The sequence below is a fragment of the Galbibacter sp. BG1 genome (genome assembly GCF_013391805.1).
GTDB lineage: Bacteria > Bacteroidota > Bacteroidia > Flavobacteriales > Flavobacteriaceae > Galbibacter.
Genome location: NZ_CP058364.1, coordinates 985,807 through 1,007,239, shown reverse-complemented (window position 1 = coordinate 1,007,239; position 21,433 = coordinate 985,807). Strand labels below are relative to the sequence as shown.

Here is a 21,433-nt window from a genome sequence, read left to right as displayed (position 1 = left end):
TATTTTAATTGTTATTTAGTTTGTACAGTTCTACACTGTTATTGTTTATAGTTACCAATAGGTAATCTTGATTTTTAATTTTTATAATATTTAATTTACTAATAGCTTTTCTGCTCAAATCTAAGCCAATTTTATCTGTAGGCACTACGGTTTTATTTTGGTAAAGTATTGCTCCCGTGAAAGCATCGAATCTACTATGATAAGGTTTGACCCCGAAATAGTTACCGGCTGCTAAAATATCTTTTTTTCCGTCTGAATTGAAATCATAAGCCAAAAAATTGGTAATTGGCGCCAATTGTAAGTCAGTTCCAAATGCATGGTACACAAATTTCCCTTCTCTGTTTTCCAACCAACCAGAACTTAAGGTGTGTACTTCCAAAACTTTTGCTTTCTTTAAAAGGGATTCACCAAAAACTTCTTCGATAGGCTTTCCGGCAAAATCTTTATAAGTGGTAAATTTTTTACGCATTATAGAAACCAATTGTTCCGAGAGTTCATCGAAATTTGCAGTTGTATAATAATTTCCGTTTTTTTCTGCGGCTACAATGGTTTCAGTTCGTTTGTTGTCATCGAAATCTGCGTAAAACATTTTCATAGGAGCCTCTTTAGAAGCCTTAAACTTGCTGTTTAGTCCCCAATTACCCATTAAATAATCCTTGTCTCCATCTCCATCCATGTCAAATTCGATAATACTTTGCCAAAGACCGTTTAATTTTTCTTCGGAAGGAAAAACATGCTTTAAAACGCCGTTATTGTTACTGAAAAATTGTGGAGCCATCCACTCTCCAACGACAATTAAATCTTTAGTGCCGTCGGCGTTAAAATCTGTCCAAATAGCATCGGTAACCATTCCGATATTTTCGAGTTCTTCATTTTTTACAGAAGTAAAGTTTCCTTTTTCGTTTTTATAAAGGTACGACTTTGGAATGGCACCAAAATCATACGAAACGGCATCGCTGCCCACAAAAATATCCAGATCGCCATCTCCATCAAAGTCAAGCGGTTTTACAACTGATGCATTATTAAAATGTTCGTCGATAGCCTTTTTTACAAAAGAACTATCTTTTTGGAAATATAGAATATCGTTAAGAGGTTTCATTTTTCCGTAAAAGTCACCTCCGCCATTGGCTACGAAAAGATCGTTTAATTGGTCTCCATTGAGGTCTGCAATAAAGGCATCCACATTTTCGGTAACCGAATCGTTTTTTATGGTAACATTCGTTTTTTCAACAAAAGAAGAGTCGTTTTGCAGGTACATACGTGCAGGTTTGAATTTTGAGCTTCCGAAGAAAATATCATCTTTACCATCGCCGTTTAAATCGCCTACGGATGTTGCGGGACCGCGGTCTGAGATTTTATACGGAATTAATTTTTGCCTATTGAAATCTACATAGTTGTCTTCTTCATGTACAAAATTGATGCCGTAATTGCCGCTTACTCTTTCAAAAAGCATCTTATTTTTTGGTAATAGCTGTTTGTAATTATAAGGGCGGCTATTTCCTTCTTTCGAAATAAGTAATGTTTGATTAGGCGTTACGTTTTCGAGTTTTTGAAAAGTATTATCCGGCCAAACAATCACCAGCGAGTCAATTTCTTCGTTGTTCCTATATCCAAAATGGACAAAAGGTTCAGAGGAAGCTTGAAATCCCCTAACTGTATAAAGTTCGCGGTATTGCAGCGTTTCGTTTTGATAGGAAAACACTTTGGTTCCAATACCCAACAAATTAGGCTTTTTGAACTTAAATTTAAGTTTGAGGAACGTGCCTTTTTCATTCGTTTTATTAATGTACAATGTGGCAGGTTGATTGATGTTGTTGGTAATAAGGTCTATATCGCCATCATTATCAAAATCTGCCATGGCAGTAGCCCCAGAAATAAGGGTGTCTTTTGTAATCCACTTTTTTGATTGATCTTTAAAGGACAAATCCTTTCCACCTTCAAAAATATAATTGTGATAGGCTCCGGTAGGCATTAGATCTAATGCCTTTTGATCAACCAGTTTTGTATTGTCCAGCTTCTTACGAATTTGCTCATTGGAAGTAAACTTTATAAAATCTAAATCGTTTGGGCGTTTTGGGATTCCGTTTGAAATAAAAACATCCTGTTCACCATCTTCATTGTAATCGGCGAAAAGGGCGCTCCAACTCCAATCGGAAGCAGCTATACCGCTGTAAAGCGCAGTTTCTTTAAAATTACCTCCTTGGTTATTCATTTGAAGCATGTTACGGGTATATTGGTAGTGATACCCTAAACGTTGGGTGCGCATTTCCAACATTTGCACATTTTCATCCCCAGCAGAGGATTTTAAAATGGTTTCATCTTCCGGAAGCATATCCAACGATAATATATCTGGGAAACCGTCGTGATTTATGTCGGCAACATCATTTCCCATGGAAAATCTGCTGGTGTGACCAAAATGTGCTTTAAGGCTTTCTGTAAAAGTTCCGTCACCGTTATTCAAATAATAATAATCATCTTCATGAAAATCGTTTCCAACATAAATATCTGGATAACCATCTTGATTAAAATCAGAAACGGCCAACCCTAAACCATATCCATTGACCCCGCCAAAAATTCCAGCCTGCTCGCTTACATCGGTAAACTTTCCATTATCGTTTCTAAGTAATTTATCTCCAGTGGCATAATTTCGCTGGTTTCTAAGTTCTGCTTTACCAAAAGAGTCTTGGGTGTGAACGGCATGGTTCAGCAAATAGATGTCTAAATCTCCATCCAGATCGAAGTCTAAAAATGCTGCCGAGGAGCTAAATGAGTCGAAATCCAATACATATTTCTCAGCACTTTCGGTAAAGGTAGTATCTCCATTATTGATATAGAGTTCGTTATACCCCCTAAATCCATTTATGCCCACTACTGCGCAAACATAGATGTCTAAAAGGCCATCGCCGTTGACATCTCCCATTATTGCACCGGTATTCCAAGTACTATTGCCTTCAATTCCGGCAGCCTCGGAAATATCTTCGAATTTGAGATTGCCTTTGTTGAGGTAAAGTTTATTTTTCACTTGATTTCCAGAGAGGAAAATATCAGGGAGACCGTCGTTATTAATATCTCCAACCGCAACACCACCACCATTATAAAAATAGAGGTAGTCTAGAATGTTGAGGTCGTCGGTTTCTGTAATGGTATTGATAAATTCAATTCCTGTTTCTTTCGCAGATGGATTATGGAACAATTCGCCTTCATCCTTACAAGAAACGATCGCAAAAAACAGGACGGTATAGATTAATAATTTATTCATTAACCTTAAAGATTTTAGGTTGTTCATTATTGATGGCTACCAATAAATAGGTGGCACCCGATTTATCTTTAAATTGAGCTAATTTTTTAACTTCCCCTTTTACAAAGAAACCGGATTTGTTATAATCTTGCCACGTAAAATCTCCTTTTCCATTACCGAGTAGAACACTTCCATAATTGGCGTCGAGCCTAGAAAATTGTGGTTTGAATTCATAATTGTTACCGGCCATTATGAGATCTAGATTTCCATCTCCATTAAGATCACTCGAAGAAATATCGCATACACATGAAAATTGAACTTCTTTTGGAAGCTCTTTAATGGCAAAATCCCCATTTCCTTGATTTATCGCAACTATAGAAGCGGTGGTATTGACAGATTTTATTAAAGAATTATCTAAAATTTCTTTTGGAAATAACTCATCCAAAGACTTTGCCGCATAGTCAGATGGTTTCAGGTTTTGTTTTTTTAGGCTTACCAATTGACCTGTTATCTCTTTTTTCAAGTGTATAGGAGTGTCTTTATTATTAATCACTCTTGTGGTTATTTGTTCTATACTACCGTTATTGTCAAAATCGTTTACATAGAGTTTTATAGGCTCTTCAATGGATGCTTTGTAAGAAAGATTAAGCCCATCGTTCCCTAAAATGAGATCCATTTTACCATCTTTGTTTAGGTCTTCTGCAGTCACGGTATTCCACCAGCCATTCATTTTGTTTAAACTTGTTTTCAAAGGGCGTAAATCTCTATTTGTATTTTTAAATACGTGAGGATGGCTCCAATCGCCTACAATAATGAGATCTTTTAAACCGTCTCCATCAATATCTACCCATGTTGCATCAGAAATCATTCCAACGTCCTTTAATTCAAAAGCTTTTCTTTCTGTTACATCGGTAAAATTACCTTTTCCATCATTTTGTAGTAATAAATGTTCGGGATTAATTCCATATGTTCCCACTATATTACGCATCCCCACAAAAAGATCTAAATCACCGTCATTATCAAAATCAAAAGGAGCAATAACAGAAACATTTTGTTTATTTGTATTGATGCTGTTTTTGGTAGATGAAAAATTACCATTTCCATCATTCAAATAGAAGCGTATTGCATAATTAGCCGCTTCATACAACTCATTTCCCCCAGTTCCTACCACTAAATCGAGGTCATCATCAGCATCTATATCTAAAAATTCTGCCGCGGTATCTTCAAAAGAAGCATCGGTTTTAAATATGGGTTGTTGACTGGGCGCCAATTTTGAATTCCCTTTATTCAAATAAAGTATCCCCATTTGATCTTTCGCCCCTCCTATATAAATATCTTCAAAACCATCCTTGTCAACATCTCCAATTGCAAGGCTCGGACCTTCTTGAGACATTTTCTTTGGAATTAACCCTTCGTAGTCAAAATCTGAAAAGTTATTTTCGTTGTGTTTTACGAGAAGGTCGTTTTTTATCTGGCTTAAATATGTGGTTCCTTTTATCGCGGATGTATGAATACTCTGTTTTATTGCTGAATTTTCATTAAAAATGAAGGTAGTGTCTACTGCTAAATTTTTAAAACTTTGCGACTTTCCATTTGGCCAAACAACAAGGGCGGAATCAATTGTTTTTTCCTCACCCAACCCTATAGTTAATGTGTAATCTACAGAAGACTGAAAACCTCTTGAAGGAATTAATACATTTCTTAAGATTCCATTTTTGGTATATAGATCTACTGTACTTCCAATACCAAAAGTGTTTTTATTGGTGCCTTTAAGTTTTAATTTTACAAAGTGATTTTTCGGATTTACCTTTTCAGAATTATTTTTATAAACAAAAGCTGGCATATTTACATTATTAACCAACAAATCTAAATCTCCATCATTGTCTAAGTCCCCATATGCTGAACCGTTTGAAAAGCTTGGGGTTTCAAATCCCCAATCTTCCATTTTTTTAGAGAAAGTCAAATCTTTGTTGTTCTTAAAAGCATAATTTAAAATGGGTACTCGTGGCATTTCTTTGATGACACTATCAATTTCTTGTTTTTTACCAGTAGTAACCATTTTCTGTATCAATTCGTTGGCAAAGAAATCCATAAAATCACCATCGGTGAGATCATGATTCATTCCATTGGAGACATAAATGTCTCGGTAGCCATCGTTATCCATATCGAAAATTAAAGGACTCCAGCTCCAATCGGTTTTTGCAACTCCACTGAAATATGCTATTTCAGAAAAAGCATTGTTGCCAGTGTTTAATTGCAGTGTATTTTGCATTTGTTGATTATAAAACCCTCTGCGTTGCCTTAGTTCGTAAATATCGGGTCTATCAAATTCACTTACTTCTTTGGCGCGTTTATCATCTTCAGCAAGCATATCGGTAACAAAAATATCAGGATTTCCGTCATTATTGATATCTGCCATATCTGCTCCCATGGATGAATGACTTATATGCCCGGTCCAGTTTTCAATTTCTTCTGAGAAGGTTCCATCTTGATTGTTTATATATAAATAATCACGTTCGTAAAAATCGTTGGACACGTAGATATCCGGGTAATAATCATTATTAACATCACCAACTGTTACTCCGAGGCCAAAACCTATTAAGCTTCCGTATATTCCCGATTTTTCACTTACATCTATAAATTTCCCTTCGTCATTCCTTAGAAGTTTATCGCCTCCGCCTAGTAGTTGTTTGGGCAAGTTCCAATCTTTAGCTCTTAACTCTCTTTTGTTATTATACTGAAGGCTATTAACAGGAATGAAACTATTGTTAAGAATATAAACATCCAGGTCTCCATCTTTATCGTAATCAAAAAAAGCTGCATGAGTAGTAAAACCGGACTCTGCTAGGTTATAATCTTCGGCTTTTTCTGTAAAAGTAAGATCTCCATTGTTTATAAAAAGCTCATTTTTTTGATTGTCACCTTCAACATTTCCCGCATTGCAAACATAAATGTCAAGAAAACCATCTCCGTTAAGATCGACCATTACCACTCCTGTAGACCAAGCTTTTGCTCCTGAAACTCCAGCTTTTTCGGTAATGTCCTCGAACTTAAAATCACCTCTGTTAAGATAAAGTTTGTTTTGATTTTGGTTGGAGGTAAAATAAATATCAGGAAGACCATCGTTATTTATGTCTCCAATAGCCACGCCACCGCCATTGTAGAAATTGCGATAACTAAATATATTAAAATCCTTTTTGTTTTCAACACTGTTTTCAAAATTTATTCCTGTTTGAGTGCTATCCAATAGAGAGAACAGTTTCTGTGGATTCTGCTCTTTCTTATGAATCTCTTCATTCTTACAAGAAATCATTAGCAATAGTAGAGACAATATGATTAAAAATCTTTTCATTTTACTTTTTCTTTTCTAAAAAAACAGGATAATTATTATTGATGGTGGTAATATAATAAACGGTATCGTTAATGCTTATTTTGTCTGTATCACGAGCAGCACCAGGAATGTTAAAATACTGATTTGAAAGGGTTTTGAAAAAACCTTTTCGGTCGTTTAACAACAAAATTCCATGCGATGCATCTAGTCGGCCCAATTGCGTGCTTATTTCATGGTTGTTTCCAACAAGTAACACATCGTCATAACTGTCTCCATTGAAATCATCCACCTTCATGTTGAAAATATCAGTTTTCTGTGCGTTTATGGGAAGCAGGTGTTTTTTAAATGTATTGTTTCCTTGGTTTTCAAAATATACAGAAGCTAGTTCGTAAACTTTTTTAGTTTCGGCATTTTTTATTTTTTCCGCCGGAAGTAATTCTTCAAATGATGCATTCGCAAAGTCTTCATAAGAAAGAAATTTTTTGTTGAGCATGGGTAACTGTTTTACCAACTCATCTTTTGAAGAAAGCGTAGTTTCTTCACCCCTGTAATAGTAGGTAACGATTGGTTCTATATTCCCGTTGTCATCAAAATCATTTTGGTACAAGGTAATTGGTTTTTCTTCCGAAGCATTTAAACGAGTGTTAAGTCCCCAATTTCCAGCAATGATGTCAATATCGCCATCCTTATCAAAGTCTCCTGCCTCGACACAGTTCCACCAGCCGCTAGTAGCATTAAGGTTTCCTTTGTAAAGTCTTAACTGGTTTCCATCATTTAAAAAAATAGAAATTGGCATCCATTTACCCACGACAATGGCATCTAAAAATGTATCATTATTAAGATCAATCCACTTAATGGCTTCAACATTGCCAATTTTTTGGAATGTGGGGGCATATTGAGCTGTAATATTTGAGAAAGTTCCCGAACCGTTATTTTCAAAAATGAATTGAGGAGCGGTTTTTCCGAAACTACGGGAAGCACTATTGGAAGTGATGCATAAATCCAGATCATTGTCGTTGTCAATATCGATAGCTGTTACGCTGGATGCGTTTATAAAAACATTTTGAAACTGTAGCGTATCCTTCTTGAAGCTTCCGTTTTCATTAATGTATAGCCTTGGTTTTAGGGGGTTGCCAGTTTTAAACTCATTTCCTCCACTTACTACGATGAGGTCAAGATCTCCATCTTTATCGGCATCGAAGAACAAATTGTCAACATCTTCACTTTTGGCATCTTTTTTAAAAAGTTCTTTCTGAACATTTTTAAATGTTCCTGTTTTTGTTTGTATAAATAGGGCAGAAGCTTGCATTTTACCGCCGCCAATAAAAACATCTTCCAGTCCATCTTTATTGATGTCTCCAACTGTTACTGCTGGACCTTGATTGGTATTGGCAAAAGGGATTAAAGGATCCCTGTTGAACTCTACAGAAGTAAAATCCTTATGTTTAAAAGAAAATAGGGAATCAATATTTTTTAAAAACCAGGTTTCTTCTAGGTTTTTCTTAGGAGCATAGGTAATTGCATTGGCATAATCCACTACCAATTTTTGATTGATGGCTGGGGATTTGATTTCTTCTATTTTACCATCTGGCCAGGTGATTTCTATATAATTGATATGTTCCCTTTTTCCTAACCCAAAATGTAATTCTGGTGAGATAGACGACATAAAACCGCGACTTACATTATTTTCAGTACTTAAAATAAGTGAATCTAAATAAACTTTTACTTTGGCGCCAATCCCAAATCTATTTGCTTCAGAACCTTTAAAACTTATTTGAATATAGTTTGAAGGCTGTTCTAACTCTCGAGTATTATTCTTTAAGATAAACGCCCGTTCGTTCACATTATTTACCACCAATTCCAAATCGCCATCATTATCCAGGTCTGTATAAACGGCTCCATTGCTGTAGGATGGAATTTCTTCAAACCAAGTGTTAGTGGCATCCTTAAAAGTTTCATCGCCTTGGTTTTTAAAAAAATAGTTTGGAACGTGTTTTTTGGGAATTTCGTTAATAAAAGTCATGTCTTTTTCTTTCATCCCTTTGCCCAACCGCTTTTGAATATTCTCATTAGCAATAAAGTTGATAAAATCCATGTCGTTGGTAGCTCCTAAAATTCCATTGGTTATATAAATGTCTTTGTTGCCATCGTTGTCATAATCGGCAATGAGTGGAGCCCAAGACCATTCTGTAGAAGCAATGCCGCTGGTATATGCAGACTCTAGAAACATATTATTTCCTGCATTAAAATGCAACGTATTTTGCATAAACTGGGGGTGATAACCGTTTTTAAGGTAACTGCTATAGGTTTGGTAGTTATACTCAGTTCCAGAAGTTTTATAGCTCTTCAAATTTTCTGGGAGCATATCTACCGAAAGAATATCGAAATTGCCATCGTTGTTAATGTCGGCAATATCATTTCCCATGGAATAATGGGTTGTATGCCCTAAAATGGTTTCATCAGTTTCGTTGATGTCTAAGAAAGTGCCATTCTTTTGGTTGATGTAGAGATAATCGTTTTCAAAAAAATCATTCCCAATATAAATGTCTGGATAGCCATCGTTATTAATATCGCTAATTGCTATTCCAAGGCCATAACCAATGCTCCCCTGATGAACACCAACCTCTTTGGAAACGTCTTTAAAATAGCCATTTTCATTTTCGTGAAATCGATCACCGGCCAAGCTGTCGATTAAGTTTCTTTTTTTGCCATGACCGTAATTACTGTTGGGATGTACGGAATGATTCAATAAATACATATCTAAATCTCCATCCAAGTCGTAATCTAAAAATGCGCTTTGGGTGGCATAGGTGGATATGTTCAAACCATATTTTTTTGATTCTTCTTTAAAGACAGGAACGCCATTTTCATTATTTCCTTGATTCACATATAATAGGTTATGACTATTAGGCGATAGGGCCCCAACCTTGCAAATATATAGATCCAACTTTCCGTCGTTATTAATGTCGACTGTGGTAACACCGGTTGTCCATCCGCTGTCATTATCTATTCCAGCTGCTTTATTGATGTTTATAAAGGATAAATTTTTTTGATTAAGGTAAAGCTTATCCGCCACTTGATTTCCCGTAAAATAAAGGTCTGTCCATCCATCGTTGTTAAAGTCTCCAGCAGCGACACCGGCGCCGTTGTAATAATATAAATAATTTAAAATGTTTAAATCTGTTGAATTGGTAAGCCCATTGGTAAAGTCTATGGAGGTTTTTGATGGATTTAAAAGAGTAAAGAGTTTTTCTTCCTGAGTACAGGAAGTTAAAGTAAGCGCTGCAATTATCGTAAGAAGAGCTTTTATCATATACTTTTATACCCTAAGTGTCTCTTTTAGCTGGCAATATTACTAAATCTATTAATTTCCCAAACAAAAAAAGCTAACTTGAAAGCTAGCTTTTTACGATTTATTGTATGAAGAATTTTATAACTAATTGAACACTGCTAAAATAAGCCATCAGATTGAACTTTGGGATTAATAAGAAGTCAAAAAGATTAATAAAAGATTAATATTACTAATGAAACATTAAGCCCGCGTGTATAAATCTAAAAATTGTCGGTTACTGACTTAGATTTGCAATGCTGCAACGTCAATGGGAAAATATTTTTTATCTTTTCAACCTAAGGCCTTTGGTGTTTGTATTCAATAATTTGTTTAAAATATGTTGAACTTCAGAAAAATCTATATAATTGTTTTTGTTATTTCGGTGATTGGTCTGGCCGTCGTTCAATATCAATATTTAAAAATCGGACTCAATCTGGCAAAAGTTCAATTTAATGCAAAGGTTGGCGATGCAATGCAGACGATTCAAAAAGACTTGAGCAATAGGAATGAGTTGACTTTTTTAATAGAACAGGCCATTACTAAAAACGATAGCTATTTCGCTCTAAGTGTGGATAGCATTCAAGATGCATCGAGTCATTTTTTAAATGATTTTTTGGTAGATAGGTTTCTACAGCAAGGTATTAAAACAGATTTTTCCTATCGGTTGGTAAAAAATGATAGTACCGTCTATTTTACATCACCAAACTACATCAAAAAAGAAGAAGATAAACAGCTGGAATATCCAATAGTCTTAAAAGGGTATCTCCCCGAACAAGTGGATGAGCGACTTATTTTGCAGGTACAATTTGAAGATATAAATAGATACTTTCTGTCTCAATTAAATGGCTTAACGATTCCGAGCCTAATTTTTATAATAGCAATTATAGTGGTAATAGTATGGGTGCTCCGTTCTTTCTATTGGCAAAAAAATGTAATTACCACCACCAATACCTTTATAAATAACCTTACACACGAACTTAAAACCCCGGTTTTTTCCATTGGATTGGCTACCAAATTGCTTGATGAAAAATCGGATGAAAACCTTAAGCCTATAGTGAAGATTATAAAGGATCAAAATGACAAACTCAAAACCCATATCGAAAAGGTGCTCGATTTGGCAGGGCTGGAAAACTCAAAATATTTAATAACTTTAAAAGAAGGCGATTTCAAACCAAAATTACGTGCCATCTGTGACTCTTTTCAAGAGCTTTCCGTATTGGAGGAAGTTGATTTTAGCTATGATTTACAAGAGGGTTCTTATTTCATTCTTTTCGATAGTTCACATCTTGAAAATGCGATTAATAATATTTTGGATAACGCGAAAAAATATGCTGTAGAAAATCCAAAAATTCGCTTACAGGCGTTTAAGGAACAGCAGAGCCTACATATAGAGATAAAAGATAATGGAATAGGGATAGGGAAGGAGGAGCAAAAAAAGATATTTAAAAAATACTTTAGGGTTAGTACAGGCGATATACATAATGTTAAAGGATATGGCTTGGGATTGAGCTATGTGAAAGAGGTGATACGTTTGCATAAAGGTCGAATTGAATTAAATAGCGAAGTAGGAATAGGAACTTCTATAATTATTAAGCTACCGATAAAAAAGAAATAAATGGATAAAATATTATTAGTTGAAGATGATGCGTCTTTAGGATACTTGCTAACGGAGTATTTGAAAATGAAGGGGTTTCATTTGCAGTGGATGGATAACGGATTAAAAGCATTGGAACTTTTAACAAAAGAGAACTTCGATTTGATAATTTTGGATGTAATGATGCCGGAAATGGACGGTTTTACTTTGGCGCAAAAAATTAATGATTTATACCCAAATATTCCGTTTATATTTTTGTCCGCTCGATCTTTAAAAATAGATGTGTTAAAAGGATTTGCGTTGGGTGCTATAGATTATTTAAAAAAACCCATAGACGAAGAAGAGCTGGTGGTACGGATAAAAACCTTGCTTGCCAGAATGAATAGGGATTCCGATAAATCGGTTTCAAATACTATTAAAATAGGATTATATACATTCGATCCGCAGCTACAAAAGCTTTTTTTTAAGGACGATGAAATATCTTTAACCACAAGGGAAAGTGAGCTTCTTTTATACTTATACAAGCATAAAAATGAACTTGCGCCCCATAAAGAGATTCTTACGAGTATTTGGGGAGAAAGCGATTACTTTAACCGAAAAAGTTTAAATGTATTTGTTTCGCATCTTCGCAAATACTTAAGTAGGGATAAGAACATTTCTATTGATAATATTCATAATAAGGGATTTTTGTTTAAAGTGGAAGCATAAAAAAACGCCCCTTTTTCAGGGGCGTTTTGAATTATCGCATTATTATAAATTAACACTTGTAATTAATAACCTGGGTTTTGAATTAAGTTTGGATTGGTCGATAAAGCCGCCGGTGGGATAGGAAACAATAAGTATTGTTCTGTTGAAACCGGCTTTTCTTGATGAGCTTCCAAAAATGTTCCAAATCTAATTTGGTCATTTCTTCTCCAACCTTCCCAATATAATTCTCTAGCACGCTCCTCCAATAAGACATCCAAATCCACTGAAGTTATATCCGTCGCGTTTCTAGTTGCTCTAATGGAGTTAACAAGGCTAGTTGGAGTATCACCATTTGTGGCAGCTCCTCCTCTTAAAATAGCTTCAGCTTTCATTAGCATAACATCCGCAAGCCTAAAGAATACATAGTCATTACCTGGAGTATTATCAGTAACGAAATCAGGTGGATACTTTATAACTCTTATTCCATTAACTTCATTGGATGATGTTAAAGAAAACTCTGGAGTGAATATAAGAGGATTTCCATTTCTATCTTCAAGTGGGGTGCCATCGGCAGCATATTGTTGACCAATTAGAAATCCTGCATTCATACCAGTATTTCCTTCAAAATAATCAGGTGTAAAGCTTTTTCTAATATCGTCATCTTCGTACAAGTCATAAATATCGGATAATGTAACAAATCCATTCCATCCATCTGGTTGATTATTATAGTGAAGGGTCATGTGCCATCTTGAGTGCGTGTTGGCAGTATTATCACCGCGAACGTTGTTACTTACAAATATATTTTCCGAGGAATCATCAGTATTTGTAGGAGAAAAATTATCAAAATACATAGATTCCAATTGGTAATCACCAGAGGACATAATAGCATCACAATGAGCAATAACTTTATTCATATCCTCGGTACTAAAAGTAAATGGTCCTGCTGAGGCTGCATTCGTAGATTCGTCTGTAGCCATATAAACTGCTCTGTTTAAGTAAGCTTTTGCTAAGAGCGTATGTGCTGCATTTTGTGTAGCTAAAGCTGCAGGTCCAGACGCTGGAAGATCATCCATTACTCCTTCCAATTCAGAAATAACAAATTCTATCCCTTCAGGTCGATTTAAGTATATGGATGGTGGTTGGGTAAGATCTTCTCCAGGTTCTCTTCCCAATACAAGACCAAAATTGTCTACCATATGAAATGAAAAGAATGCTCTTAAAAATCTGGCTTGAGCTGCTTGACTTGCATTAGGAGCAAATTCTAAAACTTGTGTAGCTCTAAAGATTCCACTTAGCAAACCATTGTAGGCACTATTAACATAATTGTGGGAGCTTGTCCAATCGTGAGTGTGGAGCACTCTCCAAATCCCTGCATCATCCCAATCCGGTCCTCTGGTTGGGCCAGCCATCTCATCTGATGTATGTGCTTGCAATGCAAAAATATTATCCTGCGTATCAAAAATACGCATTGCTTGATAGGCCGCTATTAGCAAAGATTCCGTATCTGCGGATTCCTTGGCAACTTCACTATCTACAGTGTCGTTTAATTCTTCATCTAGATCTGTACAGCCTATAAAAAAGGCAAAAAACAGAACTAGTATCCAATATAATTTTTTCATTTTCATTTTTTTAAAAATTAGCATTTAATCCTATAACAAATCCTCTACTTCTTGGGTAAGATGTATAATCAATACCGAAAGAAGGTACTCCATCAACTGATTTATTGGTGTTAACTTCAGGGTCAAAGCCATTATACGGTGTTATTACAAATAAGTTTTGACCAGTCACGTAAAATCTAAGTGACTGAATCCAGTCTGTTGCCATGGCATTCGAGTTTAAAGTATATCCAACTGTAAGGTTGTTTAATCTCAAGAAATCACCACTTTGTAAATCTTTAGTAGATAAAAATGGACCACCTCCAGTTTCAGCAGCTCCCGAATTCACTTCTTGATACGTGGCATTATCACCAGCAGTTACCGCTCCTTTATAAAAAAGCGCAGCGTTTGTGTTATCATAGATTTGATGACCATATGCACCATTTAAATTCGCTCCAAAATCAAAATTTTTGTAACGAGCATTAAGGGCAATACCAATGGTGATATCTGGATTAGGGTCCCCTACAAATGTTCTGTCTGAAGATCCTCCAGGACCATCAAAATTAGGATTAATTACACCATCACCATTAGTATCTGCATAAATTGGTAACCCCGCACTATCATAGCCTTCAAAAACTGGTAAATAAAATGAATATAGAGGTTGATCGTCATATAACAGTTGTGCGGTTTGACCAGTCAAACTACGACCATTAATTTCTCCTGTAGGGATTCCCAAAGGAAATTGATTGGAAACGTTTTTAATTTCATTGTTTAAAAAGGCCATATTGTATCCGACACTGAAAGTAAAATCTTCTTTCTCAATGATTGCAGCATTTATCGATAATTCAAGTCCATTGTTCAAAACTTCTATGTCATCGAAATTTGTCCAATAGTTCACATTTGGTGCAGGTTGAATTGCGGGTAATCTGAATAATAAATCATTTGTGGTTCTGCTAAAATAATCAACCGAACCGGTAATTCTATTATTGGCAAAACCGTAATCGAAACCTACTCCCCATTGTTCTACAGACTCCCATTGCAAATTGGGATTTGCTACATTATCTTGCTGTAAGGCTGTCCCATCTCCTGTTGGGCCAAATTGTGTTTGGGCAGAGCCAGCAGGAAACTCTTGATTTCCTGTAATACCCCAGTTACCTCTAAGTTTGAATTCTGAAATTGCTTCAGGCAAGAAACCTTCTTGACTCAATCTCCATGCCGCTCCAACTGATGGGAAATAACCATATTTATTATTATCTCCAAACTTACTAGAACCATCAGCTCTTAAGGTTGCCGTAAGTAAATATTTTTGTTTGTAATTTATATTTGCTCTACCAAAAAACGATTGGAGCTCAAAAGAAGGATTAAAATATGCCGATACTTCAGTTGGCTGGAAAGTAGCTGCATAACCAATGTCTTTTATGTAAAGATCTTGGTCTGCTATGCTAAAATCCCTTCCCACCATTCTGTTTCCTTTAGCTTCAAAAGCCTGATAAGAATATCCAATAAGAGCGTCTAAATTAAGACCTTCTGCTATTTCATTTTTATAATTAAGGGTATGTTCAAATAATTTATTAAAATTATAGTTGTCTTCATAAGAAGCAATTCCTCGATTAAATGTGTTATTGGTGTTAAATGCTGAAGATGCAGCAGTTCTTCTAGTTGACTCGTTTCTGCCTATACCAACATTAAACTTATATTTTAAGTTTTCAGTAATGTTAATGGTAGTAGCGAAATTTGCCAGAATCCTAGAAGTTTCTGTTTTGTCTTCGTAGTACTCTAGAAATGCTTGAGGATTTCTTTGGTTGTCACTTGGCTGGTTGAACGTGCCATCAGCGTTATAAAAAGGTCTCGTAGGATTCCATCTTAATGCTGAAGAAATTAGATCTCCTTCGGCTCCAACATTGTCCGAAACTGCCTCGCCATCATCACCAATGTAAGAGTAAATCACGCTAGAGTCAAATGTTACAACATCATTAAAAGCACGTTGTGTGATGTTTACACTTCCACTATATCTAGTTTGACCTGTTCCTTTAATAATTCCTTCTTGATCTTGATAGCCCATGGAAAATCTATAGTTCCCAGTTTCTGAAGCTGCCCCATAAGAAAAATCATATTGTTGAGAAAACGCGGTTCTTAATATTGAACCGAATGGATCAAGGCGCGCTCCTAAATCTGGATTTTGATTTCCTACATCCGCCGCAATACTCGGGTAATCATCTGCTGTGATAAGATCGTATTCATTAGAGATTTTGCTAAACTGTACTGAGGAATTGAAGTTTATTTGAGGTTTTCCTATTTTACCTTTTTTAGTAGTAATAATAATAACACCGTTTGCCCCTCTCGAACCATAGATAGCAGTTGCGGAAGCATCCTTTAAGACGTCCATACTAGCAATGTCGTTCGGATTAATGAAGCTTAATGGGTTTCTGGAACTTTGTCTACCAAATCCCACGTCGGATCCTGCACCACCACCTCCTCCGAGTGGAACACCATCAACTACAATTAATGGGTCGTTTCCTGCTCGAATAGAAGAAGTACCTCTAATTCTAATGTTTGCTGCAGCTCCAGGCTCACCACTCGATTGCGTAATTTGCACACCAGCAACTCGCCCTTGAATTAATTGATCTGGAGATGTCACTAAACCTTTATTGAAATCCTCCGATTTCACACTTTCCACCGCACCTGTTGCGTCTTTTTTGGTTGTTGTACCGTAACCCACAACGATAACCTCATCAAGAGCTTGTGCATCTTCCTGTAATGTTACATTAACGGTTGATTGTCCGTTCACCGGTACTTCTTTAGCGGCAAAACCAACATAGCTAAAAACCAATGTTGCTCCCGATTGTACACCATCTAAGGTGTAGTTTCCGTCAAAATCTGTTTGTGTACCGTTCGATGTTCCTTTTACCAGAACATTGGCCCCAGGTAATGGACCGGTTGCGTCAGAGACTGTTCCACTAACAGTCTGGGCTTGCGCCATGCTAAAACACAAAAATGCTCCAACAAGGGCTAAGCCTTTCAGAAAATTGTTCTTCATACAATTAAATTTTAAGTTCAAATAGTTAGCTATTTAACACTACTTGGTATTATAGGCTTGACTTCCCGTTTGTTAGCTTGACAACAAGCCAAAAACCCATAAAGCAATGTTAAATTGTTATAATAAAGTGTGAATATATAAAAATATCGAGACTTAAAATAGGGTTTTGCGAATTATTATAGGTGTATTTTGTTATAATAATAAAAGTAATTTTTACTATAAACTGCTAATAATTAGAAAAGGTGTGCTGAAATTCATCGACACACCTTTTAAAATACTAAGTGTATTATATAATTATTTTGCTGTTGTCATTATAGACCAAATAGCGCAACCATCCCCCGGAGCTTCTATGCTAACTTCGCCGTTTTCATTACTTAAAGGAGTGAAATTGGTGCTTTCTGTATAATCTTTTAAATACGTTTGTGTCCAATTGGATTTGATAGATCTTCGCTTAGTGTTTTGCGAAGTATTGAGGTAAAGTATCAATCCTGGATTTTCACCTGTACCGTTTCTTTTCATGATGTACTCATCATTATCCGAATATAAAATTTCTACTTCTCCAGTGGCTAAACTGTTGTGAATTTTTATTAATAACTGAATTTGTTCCTTGAAGGCTTCATTTTCATAGTCCGAATAGAAAATTGTAGGATATCCCGGATGAGTTAATATAAAGGCGTAGGCCTTTAGTTTATTTTCAGATGATATAAAGTTGTCTTCGTTACTGTCTTTTTCGGTATCGTGATTGGCCGTAAAAGTAACTGCTTTCTCCGGCATTGTTTGCCATAACATTTTGTTTTCTAAATGGCTTAGGTCGTCCAGTCTATCCATGGCCTCATCGAGTTTGTAAAAGGTGGAAAAATCGAAAACCCCACTACCTGTTTCTTGAGCATACGCTTCTAGAACCTCGGATCTACCATCCCACAATTCACTTACCGAAAAACCACCAACTTCTTCCAACCAAGCTTTCACTACCCATGGTTCAAAACCAAGCACATAGTCAAATCTCCAACCGTCGAACCCCATAGTATTCATGTAATATTTAGCTACGGAATTATCTTGTTTCCAAAGCCAATTTTGAACATATTCTTGGTTGTGGTCTAAATTTTGTTCAGGGTAAAACAAACTACCCTCGTCGTAATCGCTTGTGCTGTTAGGGTAAAAGTTCTCATAATTTCTATTGAACATTCCTGAAGCATTTCCGTTCTCTTCATTAAAAAGAGTGTATGTGTTTTTGTCTCGATATGGGTTGTATTCTTCTCCACCGCCCGAATTGTGATTAATAACAATATCGGCAATAACTTCCAGGTCTTCTGCATGTGCTTTGGATATAAAATTTTCCAGTTCTGCCCTGCTTCCAAATCTTGTTTCTACGGTACCGTGTTGTTGGTATTCTCCAAAATCGAAATAATCGGATGGATCGTAACCCATGGAATAAGGTCCCGACTGTCCTTTTGTGGCAACGGGCAACCAAAGTCGGTCTACACCGGCATCGGCCCAATCTGTAACTTTTTCACTGAGTATATTCCACCACTCACCTTTAGGCTCTACGTCCCAATAAAAGGTTTGCATCATAACCCGGCTGCCATTATCGTAATTAGACAGTTCCAGTGGAACGATCTCGGCCTCTGGAGTTGGTTCTGGTTGAGGTTCTGCTGTGGTGTCATCATCGCTGGAACAAGACCAAAGCAATGAGGTTGCTAAAACCGCGGTGTATATTAATTTATTTTTCATGACTTTTATTTTCAGTTTTATATTTTGTTTTGAGCAAACAAGGCGAAACAATCATAGAATATGAATATTTCGCCTTGAATTTTAATGGGGTAAGCTAAAGACTATTCTTCTGTTACCTGACGAATAAATAAATACCTTCCATCTATATCATTAAACCAAACATTATAAGTTCCGGCACTTACTGGAATGTTTGGACCTCCAAGAGTTCCTTGTCCGCTTAGGGCTGTATCTGCTCCCCAACTCGTATCCCAGGTATTATCTAATCTAAATTTGGCTTCTCCATCTGTAACCGTAATCCCTTCGATATACCAAATATGTGGATCGAAAGTTGACTTGGTAAGATCTTGATCGGCATCCCAACCATCTGCGGTAGCATCCCCTAAAATACCAATACTGCTGTAAATTGGAGCTGCAGAAGCATCGTACTTTTCCCAAGTGTAGGTAAGATCTTCTTTGTTGATTGAGAAACTGTAATAAGTGTCTTCAGAAACTTTAAAAGCAGAAGGATCTGAGCCTAGTAGGTCGCTGTTACTTACATTTCCATTATCTAAGCCCCATTGAGGTTGCCATTGGCCAAGAGTCTCTAATAATTTGAAGCCTTCAACATCTGCTCCACCTGCAAAACGACCAGTAAAGAAAAATACGTTTTCATTTTCAGGATCTCTAAATAGAGGTGTATTGGTGTTTTCAGGATTCCAACCCGCTGCCGTAGCATCTCCAACAAGGAATAATTGTGGTTTAAGTTCTATTGGCTCTGCATCGTCTTTTGGTTCTACTAAAACAACATACAACGAAAGAGTATCTGATAATTGTTCTACCAAATTAGAAGCTTTATCTCCAACATAAGCCCTAACTCTAAAGAAAAGGTTTCCGGTATTTGGCGCTTCTGTATCTGGATCGCTGTCCAAACCAGCTTCTTCAGCCAAAGAAATCATATTTTTAACGGTTACTCCGTAATTGGTTTCCGTAAGATCGGAAGCCAAAATAGTCATTCCTTCAAAAGTATTTTCCACAGACGATTGTAGCTCATACTTTACAGGTGTTGGAGCATCAAAATCAACAGCATTCCAAACAAATCTTTCTGCTAAGTTATTTTCATTTTCCGCTTCTAAAGCATAGGAAGCAAGAGGTTCGTTTTCAAAAGAAATACCTTCTGGATCCGGTTTTGCTACAAAGCTAAAATCATCATCATCAGAACAAGCATTGAAGCTTAGAACCGCTGCAAAGGCGAATAATAAAATTGATATTTTTTTCATTGTTATAATTTTTAGTAGCCAGGATTCTGGGTTAGATTAGTATTGATTAATATAATATTGCTAGGTAAAGGAAATAGGTTTCTATAATTTTCTACGGAAGTACCATTTCTGGATCCTCCTTTAAAAGGCCATAAATAGCTACCTGTGGTGAATAAGCCGTACCTTACGAGGTCTGTTCTTCGCTGTCCTTCCCAATATAATTCGCGGGCTCTTTCGCTTAAAATAAAGTCTAAAGTTAAATCGGCTTGAGCTATACTGCTAGCATTGGCGCGCGCTCTTAAAGCGTTGATGTAAGAAGTTGCTGTTGCCAAATCGCCTCCAGAACCTCCTCTTAAAACTGCTTCTGCATAGGTAAGATGCATCTCTGCCAAGCGTATTAAAGGAAGATCTGTGTCTACAAAATCCCCTCCTTCATCAACTCCGGCATTTCCTTGAGAATCTACATTTTTAAACTTTGTAACGGCATAACCATCTGTAAATTTATTAGCGATGGTATTGATCTCGTAATTCTGACCTTCAGTGAAAAACATCGCCCGAGCATCGGACCATGCAATTGGGAAACCATCTGCATCGTTTTCTATGATGGAAGCGCTAAATTGATCCACCAAAGCTTTGGTAGTTCTTAAACCAGACCAACCTCCATTTACTCCAAATTCTGAAGGATCCATATCTCCGCCGATCGCAGCGTGCACTAAGAAAGTAGTTCCTCCGAAAGTACGGGATTGGTTTCCATCGAAATTAATAGCAAAAATAAATTCATTTTGAGCGCCGTTCGTATCATTATCTGCCAAGAAAAGTTCATCGTAGGCAGAACCGTTTCCGTTTGCGTCAGTGGTATTTAAAGAATAGCCAGAATTAATGGCTTTGTTGGCATAGGTAACCGCTTCGGAATATTTTGCTTCACCGATCCAAGTCTCTGCATTTAAGTATAACTTAGATAATAATGCCCACGCTGCAACCCGGTCTACACGGCCGTATTCATTGGCTCCACTTTCTTTTAATTCCGTTTCAATGGCTAATAATTCCGATTCCACGAAGGCAAAAAGTTCTGCTCTTGTGTTTTGCTCCGGCAATTCCGTTGAAATTTCGGTTACCAAAGGAACATTAGCATAAAGATCAATAAGATTATAATAAGCAAATGCTCTTAAAAATCTTGCTTCCGCGATATAGAATGGAACTTCTGGATCGTCTGCCAAAGCATGCGATTTATCGATAAAAGAATTACAAAAGGATGCTTCTTGAGCCAATCGATAATACATAGCTGAAGTAAAATCGTTACTGGCGCCCCAATTCATTGCGTGTAAGTTGGGCAATCCAGGGTCTCCCCATCCAACTACAGCATTGTCAGTCGTCAATTCATTTAAACTGAAAAGCATTCTGGAATATTGAGAAGTACCTTCGTCGATACCAGTTATATCGGGTTGACCGGCAGGCCCTTGTTGCCCCGTAAGAGCTAAACTCGCGTAGAGCTTTGATAGCGCTCCTTTAGCTTCATCTGCATTAGCATAAACATCCTCTTCAGTAAAACTATCTGGATCGATAGGTGACTGATCCAAATCATCATGGCAAGACACGAAGGTAGCTCCTATCGCGATCATTGTGATGAATAATTTATATGTATTTTTCATGTATC

Annotated in this window: 10 protein-coding genes; 2 read left to right on the top strand and 8 right to left on the bottom strand. The window is 36.6% G+C overall.

The window, feature by feature from the left end:
• Positions 1-4 precede the first annotated feature (4 nt).
• The 3 genes from HX109_RS04350 to HX109_RS04340 are packed head-to-tail and all read right to left on the bottom strand — an operon-like array spanning position 5 to position 9,882.
• Positions 5-3,259: a VCBS repeat-containing protein gene (locus HX109_RS04350; RefSeq protein WP_178949983.1), complete on the bottom strand. Its 3,255-nt coding sequence runs from the start codon at positions 3,257-3,259 to the stop codon at positions 5-7.
• Positions 3,252-6,590, bottom strand: coding sequence for a VCBS repeat-containing protein (locus HX109_RS04345; RefSeq protein WP_178949982.1), 3,339 nt, complete (start codon positions 6,588-6,590; stop codon positions 3,252-3,254). The genes HX109_RS04350 and HX109_RS04345 overlap by 8 nt, the downstream gene beginning before the upstream one ends.
• 1 nt (position 6,591) lies before the next feature.
• Positions 6,592-9,882, bottom strand: a complete 3,291-nt coding sequence (locus tag HX109_RS04340) for a VCBS repeat-containing protein (RefSeq protein ID WP_178949981.1) — start codon at positions 9,880-9,882, stop codon at positions 6,592-6,594.
• Between the two features lie 355 nt (positions 9,883-10,237).
• On the opposite strand from HX109_RS04340, the gene HX109_RS04335 reads away from it, so the two are divergent.
• Complete coding sequence (locus tag HX109_RS04335) at positions 10,238-11,515, top strand: sensor histidine kinase (RefSeq protein ID WP_178949980.1); 1,278 nt, start codon at positions 10,238-10,240, stop codon at positions 11,513-11,515.
• Positions 11,516-12,202 (top strand): response regulator transcription factor, encoded by a 687-nt coding sequence (locus HX109_RS04330; RefSeq protein WP_178949979.1) that lies wholly within the window; start codon positions 11,516-11,518, stop codon positions 12,200-12,202.
• A gap of 62 nt (positions 12,203-12,264) precedes the next feature.
• Here the strand turns inward: HX109_RS04330 and HX109_RS04325 are convergent, their stop codons facing one another.
• From HX109_RS04325 to HX109_RS04305, 5 genes are all read right to left on the bottom strand, one after another.
• The gene (locus HX109_RS04325) at positions 12,265-13,800 is read right to left on the bottom strand and encodes a RagB/SusD family nutrient uptake outer membrane protein (RefSeq protein WP_220399480.1); all 1,536 of its coding nucleotides are present in this window, start codon (positions 13,798-13,800) and stop codon (positions 12,265-12,267) included.
• A 10-nt stretch (positions 13,801-13,810) separates the two neighbouring features.
• The gene (locus HX109_RS04320) at positions 13,811-16,813 is read right to left on the bottom strand and encodes a SusC/RagA family TonB-linked outer membrane protein (protein ID WP_178949977.1); all 3,003 of its coding nucleotides are present in this window, start codon (positions 16,811-16,813) and stop codon (positions 13,811-13,813) included.
• A gap of 294 nt (positions 16,814-17,107) precedes the next feature.
• A complete protein-coding gene (locus tag HX109_RS04315; RefSeq protein WP_178949976.1) occupies positions 17,108-18,544 on the bottom strand; it encodes an alpha-amylase in 1,437 nt (478 codons plus the stop codon).
• A gap of 101 nt (positions 18,545-18,645) precedes the next feature.
• Entirely contained in the window at positions 18,646-19,800 is a 1,155-nt protein-coding gene (locus tag HX109_RS04310) for a SusF/SusE family outer membrane protein (RefSeq protein ID WP_178949975.1), read from the bottom strand.
• An 11-nt stretch (positions 19,801-19,811) separates the two neighbouring features.
• Entirely contained in the window at positions 19,812-21,428 is a 1,617-nt protein-coding gene (locus HX109_RS04305; protein WP_178949974.1) for a RagB/SusD family nutrient uptake outer membrane protein, read from the bottom strand.
• Positions 21,429-21,433: the final 5 nt, after the last annotated feature.